The following is a 14035-nucleotide window of genomic DNA, read 5'->3' as shown; positions in this document are numbered from 1 at the left end:
AGCTCATAGCCTTAGCTTTGAGCTTTTTTATTGAAACAAAAAAGAGTGTTCAATTATACTTTTTCATATTTGCATTATCTTTTTGTATAAAACAATCTAAAAGAGAATAACCAGCTATTAAACTAATTATCGTAACAAAAGTTGTATTTATTAGAATAATATTAACTAAATAAGGTAGGTATTCTGCAAGTGGTGAAAAGAGTAGTGCTGGGGAAAAGGAAATGAATAGTGTAGGCACTGTAATAGCAATAAATTTATCCGGTTGAAAGCTCCAGTTTTGTTTACTTGTTTCGCGATTAATAGATTGAAGGAATCGTAATAAAATGCCAACTATAAGAGGGAAGAGTGTAAAGTAGAATAATCTTGGATAAACGTTAAAGTTCACTTGCGTGTCTGTATCTAAATAAAATTGAATTTTTACTCCTACAAATAATAATAAGACGATAAATAATGTAAAGCAGAGGTATAGCATCACTTTTTGCATTATATTCCACCATCCTTTACTCAAAATATATTCAAAAAAAGAAGAGATATACAATAACTACTGTTGTATATCTCTTCTTTTACTGTTAGTTAATAGTGGAGTTTGCTTTTTCTTGCTTCGTGAAATAATCAATAATGCCCATTGCACTAATTTCTATATCTAGATGTAAAATATTATAAACGGAATGATCTGATGGAACGTTTAACTTTGTAAGATGAGAAGATATTTTATCCATTAACAAAGTTTGTAAAGCTTTAGTCGCTTCATCGAAATCATTATACTTTTCAAAGACTTCCTTACCAGTATGAACGAAGATAGGTAGCCAATGTTCCAGTTGATTGTATACTTCTGTAACATGAGAGGATGCGCCGTAATGACCGAAATAAATAGTATCTACATCCATACTTTGAATATGATTTTTAGAAGCAATCATCGCATCTGGTTGAAATTGTGAAGGGGACGTTGATGGTAGATACAGTTCTACACCAACGTTTGCGAGTTCTCTATAATAAATTCCAATTGTATCACCAGTGAAAATCCCGTTTGTTAATGAATCGTGAATGCTAATATGGTGCTTCGCATGTCCTGGTGTATCGTAAAATGTAAGGATACGTTCTTCGGCAATTTTTAACGTATCACCATGTTGTACAATACGAACACGTTCTTCTTCTATAGGAAGAATTGGATCAAATAGTTTATCAAAATCTTCTTTGTATACAGCTTTTGCACCTAAAATGAGTTTTGTTGGGTCAATCATATGACGAGCACCGCGAGAATGCACATATAAAGTAGCATTTGGGCACTTTTCCATCATTAAACCAGCAGCCCCTGCGTGATCTAAATGAACGTGTGTAACGATAATGTTTTTAACTGCGTTTAAATCAATATGTAATTGTTGTAAGCCTTCTAAAATATACGGAAGAGAAGGGGCTGCACAAGTTTCAATTAAAGTAATATCGTCACCTAATAAAACGTACGTACCAGTTCGTTCATTATGTTGTAAATCGAAATCATCAATCAGATATAGGTGAGAAGATAATTGCTCTACTTTTTTCATATTTACCACTCCTTATATACTGCATGTTTCTATTATACGATAAAATAGAAAAAAGGCAGAAAACGAAGCTCGTCTTCTGCCTTTTTGTAATATTATTATTTCGTTTGTTGTTTATTAATAGACATAATGAACAGTCCAACAATCCCGCCTACTAATGGAAGCATAATTTCTCCTGCTAAATTAAAGTAGGAGCTTAAGAATAAACCATTTACATCGATTACCCAGCCAGTAACATACAATAACATCATATATAGTACGAAATAAAACTCGCGATTTGAAATCGTTTCATGTTGTGCAGTTTTCATAATGGACACCATCCTTTTCTTTTATAATGGAATATAAACTGTCACATTTTGTTCACATTTCAATTGTAAAACTTTCCATCATAAAAGTCTAGTAGTATGTGTCGAATTTTGAACGGAAATAAAGCGTTATCATTATATCTTATAAGTACGTAATAAGAGATGTATATTCACGAATGTAGTATAGTATAAACATAGAATGATAGTGAAGAGAGGGGCAAAGACAATGACAGTTTATGATTTTTCAGCTAAAACAATTACCGGTGAAGAAAAATCGTTAAAAGATTACGAAGGAAAAGCACTTCTTATTGTAAATGTAGCTAGTAAATGTGGTTTCACACCGCAATATAAAGGATTACAAGAGGTATATGATAAATATAAAGACCAAGGACTCGAAATACTCGGATTTCCTTGTAACCAATTCGGGGGACAAGAACCAGGTACAGAAGCGGACATTACTAGTTTTTGTGAATTAAACTACGGTGTAAACTTCCCGATGTTTGCAAAGGTTGATGTGAAAGGTGATAAGGCTCACCCTCTATATACATACATGACAGAACAAGCACCAGGTTTACTTGGTATGAAAGCAGTGAAATGGAATTTTACGAAGTTTTTAATCGGAAAAGACGGGAAAGTAGTAGGGCGTTTTGCTCCGCAGACGAAGCCGGTAGATTTAGAGGTTGAGATTGAGAAGGTGCTTGGGGAATAAGTAGGAGTTTCACTTTATTAAAAAACGTCTCAAAGAACAATGTAGTTCTTTGAGACGTTTTCTTTAAACTCAAATTTTCAAGATTAAATAACTGTATCAAAGCCATCTGATTTAGGTAGAGAACCTGCTTTTTTCATAAGCACTTCCCATAAGTGTACGGATTTCTTCCATTCTACCGTAGCCTGTCCCTGTTGATACATAGCGTTCTCATAACTGGCAGTAAGTTGTTGCATATCGGCCGAGTTGTAAAGTGTATCGATATGGAGAGCGTATTCTCGGAATGTTTGACTTTCACCCCGTGGTATGCCAATTCTCGCAAATTGTTTTAAAAGTGCACCGTAAGCTTTTTGATAAACAGCATCATCTTTTCGGTATTTATAGAAATGAATAATAAGAAATGTCATCCATTTCATTCTAGTGGTGAAGAGAATGTATCCTATAATACTAATTAGTATCGTAGAGAGGAATACGTACCACCAAGAAAAACTAGTTTTAGAATTTGTGACCTTTTTAGTAGAAGCTTCTTCTGTATTTTCAATTAAACTTTTAAGTTTTGCTTCATTATTTCGTTGTTGTATTTGCTCGTTATTAGAATTATTTGCTTCGCTATTTTGTGAAATAGGAGCAGGCGTATTATTTATAAAATTATAGGGATTAGTAAATCCTTTTGTCGGTTCGAATGGAATCCATCCGTATTCTGGGAAATATACTTCGACCCAAGAGTGTGCGTTATCGTTCGTGATTGTATAAACATCCTCACCTTCTGCAGAGGCAAGTGTATTGTCAAGAGTTCCTTCTGTATAGCCTTTCACCCAGCGAGCTGGAATCCCGGCAGAACGAAGTAGTACAATCATAGACGTCGAAAAATTATTACAGTAGCCGCTTTTTGTATCGAAAAGGAATTGATCTACATAATCTTGGCTTTTGGCAGGGAATAAGACATTCGTTGATTCGTATGTAAAAGAGTTGTCTGTGAAGTAATTTTCAATAGCTAATACTTTATCATATCGGTTGTCTTTATCATTTGTAAGATTGACAGCCAAGTCTTTTACGCGCTGTGGTAATGACTTGGGAAGTTGTGTGTACTTTGTCATAAAATAAGGATTTGTTTCTTGACCTTCATTTGTTTTTACAGCTTTCAAGTTTTCTATGGAAAACTCAGGGATCTCATATGTTACTTTATACGAATGTAAAGTAGTAGAAGAGTCTCCATTCATTGTATAAATTTTTTCTGAAAACGGGTCAACACTGTATGATACATCAGAAGCAGCCTCAACTGATACTAATCCTGCTGGATAGGTAAGGTGAGGGTAACTTTTTTGCATGGTAATTGTTGCCTCAGTCGTTTTCATTTTTGTATTTTGTTCGTACCAGCTTACGACGTCGTTTTTATTTTTAAAAGAAATCTTTTTCGGATTTTCAGAAATTTCCCAGCCTTTTCCTGTATAAAAATCTTTTGTTTCTACTCTCCAATATTGTTTGTTTTGCGTTCGTGCTGTGAAAACAACTGTAGGATCCGCCTTAAAAGGACCGCCTAATCGCGAGTCATCTAAACCATACCCAATTGTAGAAATTTTTTGTTCTTTACTTGCTTCAGATGTGTTGAATTTTAAAAAATCCATTGGGTTTGGCCATTGAGGGCCAAATTTTGGAGCAAAGTATGCAATGGTTGCTAATAATACGATAAATATTGTAAGTGGTCTAAGTAATTTTGAGATTTCTCTAGCATAATTTTGTAAGTGTTCACGTTCTTTTATTCGTTCTACTTGAAGAAGACTAAGCATAAAAAAGCCGATGACAACAGTACGAATAATAGCGTAGTTTGCATTGTATAAATGTAAGTTATGAAAAGTTGCGATATAAATAATAGTCAATACAAGGAATAGAAACCCACGTTTTTTATGAATAATCCAAAATGAAGTGAAAGAACTCAAAAACCAAAATGAGAGAAAAAATAAAACCGTCGGAAAAACTGGAGAAATATCTAGTAAATTCCCTTGGAAAAACAGGGAGGAATTTCGAAACATATCAGAAAAGAATGTTGTTAGCCAAGATGGATTTATAAAAGCATTTTTATAATATAGGGAATGAATGATAAATAAGACTGTGACAATTTTTATAGGAATCTGCCACCTCGTTTGAAAAAAAGAGAGAGCGAAGCAAATTCCTATAAATGTTACGAAAATATCTAATCTACCTACATTTGTAATACCTATAAGAGGTCTTAGCCATTCTAGTAAAAGAAGAAATACACATGCATGCATGAAGAATCTGTTCGTATCCCACTTGTGTTTTGCTTGTAATATCATCATTTGTTCACCTCAAAAAACACGTTTGTATACCGGTTTTCATAAACCGTGTTTACAAATATTTGTCGTTTTTTTAGAGTTTCTAGTATACTGAGTTCTCGGTGTGAAAGTTGATTCGCTTTTTCTTTCACGACAAAAACCATACATTTTCTATTTCTTATAGCAGCACAATCAGCCGCCTTTTGAATATCGGGAGAAAGATTACTGGTCACGAGTATAACCGTGACGGGCTCATAAATTTTTCTTAGTTCCATGTCTACACTCTGGGAGAGCGGGAATACACTGTCTGCTTGTACTTTTGCTAAATGACAAAGGATTTGTTGTAACTGCGTATCTCCATTGTCTAAAGGGAAAATAGTTTGTTCTTTTCCGATAGACACGAATGATGCTGGTGAATTTTGTTTCAAGACAGCCCTTACGATAGAGGTAGTAAATGTGACGACTGATTCGAATAGAGGAGACTCGGTTCTGTCTATGAATATCATGATATTATGGCTGCGCTGTTGTTCAAACTCTTTTGTCATAATATTGTTTGTTCGTGCAGTTGCTTTCCAATCGATCCATGAAAAGCGATCGCCAGGTTTATAGTCTCTGACACCGACCGAGATTGTAGAGTCTTTTGCTGAATTTATATTTGCTGAAAGCGCTCCTTGTTCGAAATGATTTTCCAATTGTCGATACGCTATATCTACATACTGGGGATAGACTAAAAATGTATTTGGAACTGAAAAAGTTACTTCTTTCTCCATCATGCCGAATAAATCGCCAGTTTTGACACGAACGCTTGAAAAAGTGTGCTCGCCTCTAGGGATTGTGTCAATAACATATTGAAACGAAATATTTCGTTTCAATCCTGGGAAGAGTACTACCTTATTCATCTTTATTTGTTTACAACTTATAAATTGTGGTGGCAGTTCATCTTCTATAACTAAATAAAGTAAGGGAAAAGGAAATTTTCTTTTTATTGTAATCGTGCTTACAAATTGTTCTCCTACTACATATCCATTTTGGTTTGTTATTCGCTTTACTTCAGCGTCCCGTAAAGCGTAGAAGGGGAGTAGTAGTGAATAAAGAGCAATGGGAATTATGCTGTAAAATAAAAACCAACTGACAAACCCTCCTTGAAACATAGCGTACACAAATGTTAAGACTAGGCATAAAGGGAGTAGCAATAACTTCATAACGTGATATAGCGCTCGCAGCATTCGTTTCATCAAGGGTTCATCGCCCTTTGAGTAGGCACGGTAGTTCGTGCAACGATTTTTGCGATAACTTGTTCGCCAGTTATTCCTTCAAATTTTGCTTCCATTTTTAGAATGAGCCTATGCGCTAAAACGTAAGGAGCTAAAAGTTTAACATCGTCTGGAATAACATAATTTCTGCCATGGATAAATGCATAAGCTTGTGAAGCTTTCATTAAAGCAATTGAGCCACGTGGACTTGCACCTAGCTGTATAGAACTGTACGTACGAGTCTGATTAACAAGCTTTACAATGTAATGCTTAATTGCTTTGTCCATACTTACTACCCGTACGCTTTGTTGTAAATAAAGTAATTCTTCTATTGTAGTAATGGTCTGTAATTGAGAGAGTGGATTTGTTTTTTCCATCCGGTTTAAAATTTCAAATTCTTCTTCTGGTGTAGGATATCCCATTTTTAGTTTCAATAAGAAACGATCGAGCTGAGCTTCTGGTAGAGAATATGTTCCTTCATATTCGACCGGATTTTGTGTAGCCATGACAAAGAACGGCTTTGGTAAAGGTCTTGTAATACCATCTATTGTAATATTGCCTTCTTCCATACATTCAAGTAAAGCAGATTGTGTCTTTGGAGATGTACGATTAATTTCATCAGCAAGTACAAAATTCCCCATAATTGGTCCAGGCTTGAACTCAAATTGGAGCTCTTTCGGATTATAAATAGAAACTCCTGTTACATCTGACGGCAATAAATCAGGTGTAAATTGAATTCGCTTATAATCAGCATCAATGGATTTAGAAAGAGCACGTACTAGCATTGTTTTCCCGACACCAGGAACATCTTCTAATAGCACATGACCTTCAGCTAAGAGAGTTGTCAAAACTAAGATGGTTTCTTTTCGTTTTCCGACCATTATTTTTTCAATATTATTGATTATTTTTTCTACAGTGGGATGTAATGAATCAAGCTGGGGCATCGTAATCCTCCTAATGTTATTATCGTTTTCTAATCTATTTAGTGGACATATTTCTAATTCTATTTGTAGATAGTAAAACTTCCACCTTTAATTCTGAGAATATTCAGATTATTTATTTCGATTACATCTAGTATAATTGTTTCCGTAACTAAGGGCAATACAGTAAATAATGATTTGTAGTTTTATGTAAAATATATCTTGATATAAACTATTGTTGTGGGTAAAACATATAGGAAGGGAAGGAAAGATTGTCCTCAATGAGCAAAATAAATAGCGTAGGAAACCCTACGCGTAAAGTTTGGAACATATATTAATATGCCTTGTGATTAAAATGTATATGAATAAAAAATAAAGTCGACTTCACATGAAGAGGTCAGCTATTTAATTTATTACACTCTTTTATTTTTTATCTTTCTTATATTCTTTTCGTTTATTTAACCAAATATGAATTAATTCTACCAATTCCATTGTTTCAATCTCACAATATTCTCCTTTACCATCTTCGGCTAAATTGTCTAATACAGTAGTTGTGTCGTTCCGAATTTCTAAACCACAAATATTGCCATTTACTACTACATAATTTTTTTCTCCGTTTAAAACATTATGTATTTCTTCTAAAATCCAATCTCCAAAAGCTGTAACTTCAATTCCTAAAAAAGTTTCAACAAGTTTAATTTCTTGAGGAAGTCTCATAACTAAATCACTACTGTTAAGCACTTCAAAACTATATGGATATTTCATGACTATTTTACTCCTTTATTTCTGGCTTTAGTGACTCTATTTACTTCTCTATTAATCTCATAAGCTCTATTAAGGTAATAAATTCTTATACTATCATCACTATTTTCCTACTTAAATTATAGTGAAAATAGATTATTATTAAACTTATCTATCCAATATTTCTCTGATGTAGGTATGAATTCAGTGAAATCTTCATATGTACCACTCCAATCTTTTGGTACATAGTTTTCGTAGGATGCCAGTTCTGGAAACATTGAATATAGTATTTTATTATCAAAGTTAATTAATAAGATTGGACTAAAATCTAATAGATCTTCTCCTGCATTTTTCCTTTTAATATTTTCAAGTAGTAAATAATTTAATTCTTCTTTAGTTGTTTTATATTGATTAATCCTTACTAAAAATACTTCTACATTTTCATGATCTAATACTTTTATTCCATTTCTTTCTTCCGTTTCGTCATTATCTTCAATGCTTATACCTAAATTTTTATATGCATTATCTAATTTATTATAATCTAAAAACCATAGTTCTTTATCTGTTACATACCATCTAAACTCATTTTTATATATGACGGCTACTATAATGTTTTCTGCGTAAAGCGGTTCTAATTTCATAATATACTCCTTGTATTATTATCTTAAAATCCTGCCATTCTTGTTGTATTCTTCTATTGATTCAATCTAAGTTGCTGACAATTCATATGGATTTCCTGGCGTTTTTTGTTCAACTATTTTCAGGATAGTTGCCCTTGATATGGTGGATTTAAAGTATTGTATTTTCATTTATTAACTCATCTAACGATTTAGGTATATTAAATTTAACTACTCCCAAATTACTGCCTCTATTATATAAGAAATTTTTTGCAAGCTCATTATTATCTGTACTTCATCTTAAACTTTGCTAGAAGCAAGGAAGTAATTTAACAGTCGGTGAAGGATGTGAGCCCTCCACACTGATTAGATTTTCACTTTTTTATATTTTTTCCGGAATTTTTGACAATCTCTTGAACTGTGCGAAATGTCACATCTGTATTTTACAACCTCTCTTATAGTAAGGGTATGTAAGAGAGACGTATTAAAGGAGTGAACAGTATGAAGAAAAAAACTTCAGCACTAATGAGACGTTTAAAATATTTTTCGCCAATAGATCGTTATAACGATAATCATACACAAGAAACATATGAAGATCGCGAATGGGAAAATGTGTACAGAAAGCGTTGGCAGCATGATAAAGTAATTCGTTCTACACACGGCGTGAACTGTACTGGTTCATGTAGCTGGAATATATATGTGAAAGATGGAATTGTAACTTGGGAAGGGCAGGAGCTTAACTATCCGACTACAGGTCCTGATATGCCAGATTTTGAACCGCGAGGATGCCCACGTGGAGCAAGTTTTTCTTGGTACATTTATAGTCCACTTCGTGTGAAATACCCGTATGTACGTGGTGTTCTTTGGAATATGTGGCAAGAAGAATTGCAAAATAACGAGTCACCATTAGAGGCTTGGAAAAGCATTGTGGAAAACCGTGAAAAGGCACGTACGTATAAGCAGGCGCGTGGTAAAGGGGGATTCATTCGTGCGAATTGGGATGAAGTATTACAACTCGTTTCAGCCTCTCTACTTTATACAGTAATTAAATACGGGCCAGATCGAAATGTTGGCTTTTCACCAATTCCAGCTATGTCGATGTTAAGTCATGCTGCTGGTAGTCGCTTTATGCAACTTATGGGTGGACCGATGCTTAGCTTCTATGATTGGTATGCGGATTTACCACCAGCTTCTCCTCAAATTTGGGGCGATCAAACAGATGTACCGGAAAGTAGTGACTGGTATAACTCTGGGTACATTATGACATGGGGTTCAAATGTACCAATGACGAGAACACCAGATGCACACTTTTTAGCAGAGGTTCGATATAAAGGAACGAAAGTCGTTTCTGTCAGTCCTGATTTCGCTGAATCAACAAAGTTTGCGGATGATTGGATTAGTGTGAAACAAGGTACAGACGGTGCACTTGCGATGGCAATGGGGCATGTAATCTTACAAGAATTTTACGTAGATAATCAAGTGGAATATTTCACAAAGTATGCGAAGCAATATACTGATTTTCCTTTCTTTGTCACATTGAAACAAAAAGGAGATCAATTCGTTGCTGATCGGTTCTTAAATGCTTCTGATATTGGACGAGAAACGAAGTTAGGGGAATGGAAACCTGTTCTTTGGAACGAGAATACGAATGATTTTGCAACACCTCACGGCACAATGGGGTCACGTTGGGATAATGAAAAGAAATGGAACTTGCGTTTAGAAGATGAAGTAACAGGTGAAAAGATTGATCCACGTCTTTCTTTACTTGGAATGGAGGATAGTGTTCAAACTGTACAAATTCCGTACTTCTCTGATGATGGAAACAAAATATTAGAACGTACGATTCCAGTGAAAAAGGTTATGACAGAAGAGGGCGAATTGTTCGTTACAACTGTATACGACTTAACGTTAGCAAATTACGGTGTGAACCGCGGGCTTGGCGGACAAGAACCGAAAGACTTCAATGATGACATACCGTTTACACCTGCATGGCAAGAGAAAATGACAGGAGTAAAACGTGAGCTTATTATTCAAATCGCTCGTGAGTTCGCACAAAATGCTGTTGATACGAATGGTCGCTCAATGATAATTGTCGGAGCGGGTATTAACCATTGGTTTAACTCTGATACGATTTATCGCGCCGTTTTAAATCTTGTTCTTCTCGTTGGAGCACAAGGTGTAAACGGCGGTGGTTGGGCTCATTATGTTGGTCAAGAAAAATTAAGACCAGCAGAAGGATGGCAAACAATCGCGATGGCAAAAGATTGGCAAGGTCCACCGAAATTACAAAACGGTACATCCTTCTTCTATTTCGTAACAGATCAATGGCGTTATGAAGATACACCTGTTGGACATTTAGCATCACCAGTTGAAGGTAACTCTCGTTATCAACATCACGGTGATTACAACGTATTAGCTGCACGACTTGGCTGGTTACCTTCTTATCCAACATTCGAGAAAAATGGAATTGAATTATATAAAGAGGCTGTTGCTGCTGGTGCAACAACGCAAGAAGAAATCGGAAAATATGTTGCACAAAAATTAAAAGAAAAAGAACTGAAATTTGCGATTGAAGATCCAGATAACAATAACAACTTCCCGCGCAATTTATTCGTATGGCGTGCGAATTTAATTTCGAGTTCTGGTAAAGGACATGAATATTTCTTAAAACATTTATTAGGTACAACAAACGGGTTAATGAATGACGACAGTGATTCATTACGACCAGAAGAAATAAAGTGGCATGAAGAAGCGCCAGAAGGGAAGCTTGATTTACTCATTAATTTAGATTTCCGTATGGCTGGAACAGCACTGTATTCTGATATCGTCTTACCTGCTTCAACTTGGTACGAAAAACACGATTTAAGCAGTACAGATATGCATCCATTTGTACATCCATTTAATCCGGCAATCGGTTCACCGTGGGAAGCGCGCTCTGACTGGGATATTTTCACTTCACTTTCTAAAGCTGTGTCAGATTTAGCGAAGAAAATTGATCTTGAACCAATGAAAGAAGTTGTTGCAACACCACTTCTTCATGATACACCGCAAGAATTAGCGCAACCACTTGGCAAGATTAAAGATTGGAGTAAAGGTGAATGTGAACCAATCCCGGGTAAAACGATGCCACAAATTCACGTTGTTGAAAGGGATTATAAAACGATTTATGACAAAATGACTGCGCTTGGACCAAATGCCGGAAAACAACCGATTGGTACGAAAGGGATCTCTTGGTCAGCAGAAAAAGAGTATGAGCAATTAAAGAGCAAATTAGGAGTCGTTCGAACGGATTCTATCGCGAAAGGTTGTCCAGACATCAAAGAAGCAATCAATGCTGCTGAAGCGGTATTAACACTATCTTCTACAACAAACGGTCATATGGCAGTAAAAGCATGGGAAGCACTTGAAAAACAAACAGATTTAAAACTACGTGATTTAGCAGAAGAACGTGAAGAAGAATGCTTTACATTCGAACAAATTACAGCACAACCGAAAACAGTAATTACTTCTCCGGCCTTTACAGGTTCAGAAAAAGGTGGACGACGTTACTCACCGTTTACAACAAATGTGGAACGTCTCATCCCTTGGAGAACGATAACTGGTCGACAATCTTTCTACTTAGACCATGACATGATGAAAGAATTTGGTGAAACGATGGCAACATTTAAACCAATTCTGCAACATAAACCGTTCCGTAAATCACGACCTGAAGTAGAAGGGAAAGAAATTACATTAAACTATTTAACACCGCATAATAAGTGGTCGATTCATAGTATGTACTTCGATTCATTACCGATGTTAACGCTATTTAGAGGTGGTCCAACTGTTTGGATGAATAAAGAGGACGCTGCTGAAGCGGGTGTTGCAGATAATGATTGGATTGAGTGCTTTAATCGTAACGGTGTTGTTGTAGCGCGTGCTGTTGTAACGCACCGTATACCGAGAGGAATGGCATTTATGCATCATGCGCAAGATCGTCACATTAACGTACCTGGTACGAAATTAACAAGTAATCGCGGGGGAACGCATAATAGTCCAACTCGAATTCACGTAAAACCGACACATATGATTGGTGGATATGGTCAATTAAGTTATGGATTTAACTATTATGGTCCAACTGGGAACCAGCGTGATTTAAATGTTGTAATCCGTAAACTGAAGGAGGTAGATTGGCTTGAAGATTAAAGCACAAGTCGGAATGGTAATGAACCTAGATAAATGCATCGGCTGTCATACTTGTAGCGTAACATGCAAAAACACCTGGACAAATCGTCCAGGTGCTGAATATATGTATTTCAATAACGTAGAAACGAAACCAGGTATTGGTTATCCGAAACAATGGGAAGATCAGGAGAAATATAAAGGCGGCTGGGAATTGAAAAATGGTGAAATTCAGCTAAAATCCGGTTCGAAAATGAAACGTCTTATGAATATTTTCCACAATCCAGATCAACCAACGATTGATGATTACTTTGAACCTTGGAACTATGATTATGAAACGTTAACAAATAGTCCGCAGCGTAAGCATCAGCCAGTTGCTCGTCCGAAATCAGCAATTACAGGCGAATTTATCGACAAAATTGAATGGGGTCCAAACTGGGAAGATGACTTAGCAGGCGGACATATAACTGGATTGCAAGATCCAAACGTAAAGAAAATGGAAGAAGAAATTAAAACAGATTTTGAAAACGTCTTTATGATGTATTTACCACGCATATGTGAACATTGTATGAATCCATCTTGCGTATCATCTTGTCCATCTGGTGCGATGTATAAGCGTGAAGAAGATGGAATTGTTCTTGTAGATCAAAATGCATGTCGCGCATGGAGATTCTGCGTATCATCTTGTCCATATAAAAAAGTGTATTTTAACTGGCAAACGAATAAAGCTGAAAAATGTACAATGTGCTTCCCACGTATTGAAGCTGGTATGCCAACAATTTGTTCAGAAACATGTGTAGGACGTATCAGGTATATTGGAGTAATGCTATATGACGCTGATAAAGTAAAAGAAGCAGCTTCTGTTGAAGACGAAAAAGATTTATATGAATCGCAGCTTACTGTTTTCCTAGATCCAAATGATCCAGAAATAGCAGCTGAAGCGAAAAAACAAGGCATTCCTGAAGAATGGATTAAAGCAGCACAACAGTCACCTATCTATAAAATGATTATCGATTGGAAAATTGCTCTGCCTCTTCACCCGGAGTATCGTACAATGCCGATGGTTTGGTATATCCCTCCGCTTAGCCCAATTATGAACATGGTGGAAGGGAAAGGTAGTAACTGGCAAGCAGAAGAGGTTTTCCCTGCAATTGATAATATGCGTATTCCAATTCAATATTTAGCGAATTTACTCACTACAGGGGATGAATCACACATTCGTCTTACATTGAAAAAAATGGCTGTTATGCGAACATATATGAGAGCACTGCAAATTAATAAAGAGCCAAATGAAGCTGTATTAAAAGAACTTGGTTTAACGAAACAGGATGTAGAAGATATGTATCGTCTTCTTGCCATTGCGAAATATAAAGATCGCTTCGTTATCCCGACATCTCACCGTGAACAAGTGGCAGATTTATATAGCGAACAAGGAAGCTGTGGTTTATCATTCACAGGTGGTCCAGGCTCTTGTATGACAATTTCTTAAATAAAGGGGGCAGA

Annotated in this window: 11 protein-coding genes; 3 read left to right on the top strand and 8 right to left on the bottom strand. The window is 35.8% G+C overall.

Going from position 1 to position 14035, the window contains the following annotated elements; genetic code table 11:
- Nucleotides 1-49: 49 nt before the first annotated feature.
- The 3 genes from ACK1U5_RS08295 to ACK1U5_RS08285 all read right to left on the bottom strand — a co-directional run bounded on the left by ACK1U5_RS08295 (nt 50) and on the right by ACK1U5_RS08285 (nt 1846).
- Nucleotides 50-484: a hypothetical protein gene (locus ACK1U5_RS08295; protein ID WP_001174543.1), complete on the bottom strand. Its 435-nt coding sequence runs from the start codon at nt 482-484 to the stop codon at nt 50-52.
- Nucleotides 485-569: 85 nt separating this feature from the next.
- Entirely contained in the window at nt 570-1541 is a 972-nt protein-coding gene (locus ACK1U5_RS08290; RefSeq protein ID WP_069604800.1) for an MBL fold metallo-hydrolase, read from the bottom strand.
- A gap of 95 nt (nt 1542-1636) precedes the next feature.
- Nucleotides 1637-1846, bottom strand: coding sequence for a DUF3925 domain-containing protein (locus tag ACK1U5_RS08285; RefSeq protein ID WP_000844984.1), 210 nt, complete (start codon nt 1844-1846; stop codon nt 1637-1639).
- Between the two features lie 223 nt (nt 1847-2069).
- Here ACK1U5_RS08285 and bsaA point away from each other — a divergent pair, with 223 nt between their 5' ends.
- Nucleotides 2070-2552 (top strand): glutathione peroxidase, encoded by a 483-nt coding sequence (bsaA, locus tag ACK1U5_RS08280; RefSeq protein WP_000219434.1) that lies wholly within the window; start codon nt 2070-2072, stop codon nt 2550-2552.
- 83 nt (nt 2553-2635) lie between these two features.
- On the opposite strand, the gene ACK1U5_RS08275 is transcribed toward bsaA, so the two are convergent.
- The 5 genes from ACK1U5_RS08275 to ACK1U5_RS08255 all read right to left on the bottom strand — a co-directional run bounded on the left by ACK1U5_RS08275 (nt 2636) and on the right by ACK1U5_RS08255 (nt 8395).
- Entirely contained in the window at nt 2636-4864 is a 2229-nt protein-coding gene (locus ACK1U5_RS08275) for a transglutaminase TgpA family protein (RefSeq protein WP_113710722.1), read from the bottom strand.
- Nucleotides 4861-6075 (bottom strand): DUF58 domain-containing protein, encoded by a 1215-nt coding sequence (locus ACK1U5_RS08270; protein WP_069604798.1) that lies wholly within the window; start codon nt 6073-6075, stop codon nt 4861-4863. The genes ACK1U5_RS08275 and ACK1U5_RS08270 overlap by 4 nt, the downstream gene beginning before the upstream one ends.
- The gene (locus ACK1U5_RS08265) at nt 6075-7037 is read right to left on the bottom strand and encodes an AAA family ATPase (RefSeq protein ID WP_030025451.1); all 963 of its coding nucleotides are present in this window, start codon (nt 7035-7037) and stop codon (nt 6075-6077) included. Before ACK1U5_RS08265 ends, ACK1U5_RS08270 begins: the two co-directional genes overlap by 1 nt.
- A 399-nt stretch (nt 7038-7436) precedes the next feature.
- Nucleotides 7437-7778, bottom strand: a complete 342-nt coding sequence (locus ACK1U5_RS08260) for a hypothetical protein (protein WP_000877039.1) — start codon at nt 7776-7778, stop codon at nt 7437-7439.
- Between the two features lie 116 nt (nt 7779-7894).
- Nucleotides 7895-8395 carry a hypothetical protein gene (locus tag ACK1U5_RS08255; protein ID WP_000764324.1) on the bottom strand — a complete coding sequence of 167 codons (501 nt, stop codon included), beginning with the start codon at nt 8393-8395 and terminating at the stop codon, nt 7895-7897.
- Between the two features lie 477 nt (nt 8396-8872).
- On the opposite strand from ACK1U5_RS08255, the gene ACK1U5_RS08250 reads away from it, so the two are divergent.
- Both ACK1U5_RS08250 and narH read left to right on the top strand, forming a co-directional pair.
- Complete coding sequence (locus ACK1U5_RS08250; protein ID WP_113710721.1) at nt 8873-12556, top strand: nitrate reductase subunit alpha; 3684 nt, start codon at nt 8873-8875, stop codon at nt 12554-12556.
- Nucleotides 12546-14021 carry a nitrate reductase subunit beta gene (gene narH, locus ACK1U5_RS08245; protein ID WP_000692665.1) on the top strand — a complete coding sequence of 492 codons (1476 nt, stop codon included), beginning with the start codon at nt 12546-12548 and terminating at the stop codon, nt 14019-14021. The genes ACK1U5_RS08250 and narH overlap by 11 nt, the downstream gene beginning before the upstream one ends.
- Nucleotides 14022-14035 lie beyond the last annotated feature (14 nt).

This window comes from Bacillus sp. XB1 (genome assembly GCF_053557995.1).
The sequence above is the reverse complement of the archived record's forward strand: the minus strand, read 5'-3'. Positions and strand labels throughout refer to the sequence as shown.

What these genes read in the sequence shown, in the direction of transcription:
- ACK1U5_RS08295 (WP_001174543.1), bottom strand. Translation starts at nt 484, where the DNA reads ATGCAAAAAGTGATGCTATACCTCTGCTTTACATTATTTATCGTCTTA.
- ACK1U5_RS08290 (WP_069604800.1), bottom strand. Translation starts at nt 1,541, where the DNA reads ATGAAAAAAGTAGAGCAATTATCTTCTCACCTATATCTGATTGATGAT.
- ACK1U5_RS08285 (WP_000844984.1), bottom strand. Translation starts at nt 1,846, where the DNA reads ATGAAAACTGCACAACATGAAACGATTTCAAATCGCGAGTTTTATTTC.
- bsaA (WP_000219434.1), top strand. Translation starts at nt 2,070, where the DNA reads ATGACAGTTTATGATTTTTCAGCTAAAACAATTACCGGTGAAGAAAAA.
- ACK1U5_RS08275 (WP_113710722.1), bottom strand. Translation starts at nt 4,864, where the DNA reads ATGATGATATTACAAGCAAAACACAAGTGGGATACGAACAGATTCTTC.
- ACK1U5_RS08270 (WP_069604798.1), bottom strand. Translation starts at nt 6,075, where the DNA reads ATGAAACGAATGCTGCGAGCGCTATATCACGTTATGAAGTTATTGCTA.
- ACK1U5_RS08265 (WP_030025451.1), bottom strand. Translation starts at nt 7,037, where the DNA reads ATGCCCCAGCTTGATTCATTACATCCCACTGTAGAAAAAATAATCAAT.
- ACK1U5_RS08260 (WP_000877039.1), bottom strand. Translation starts at nt 7,778, where the DNA reads ATGAAATATCCATATAGTTTTGAAGTGCTTAACAGTAGTGATTTAGTT.
- ACK1U5_RS08255 (WP_000764324.1), bottom strand. Translation starts at nt 8,395, where the DNA reads ATGAAATTAGAACCGCTTTACGCAGAAAACATTATAGTAGCCGTCATA.
- ACK1U5_RS08250 (WP_113710721.1), top strand. Translation starts at nt 8,873, where the DNA reads ATGAAGAAAAAAACTTCAGCACTAATGAGACGTTTAAAATATTTTTCG.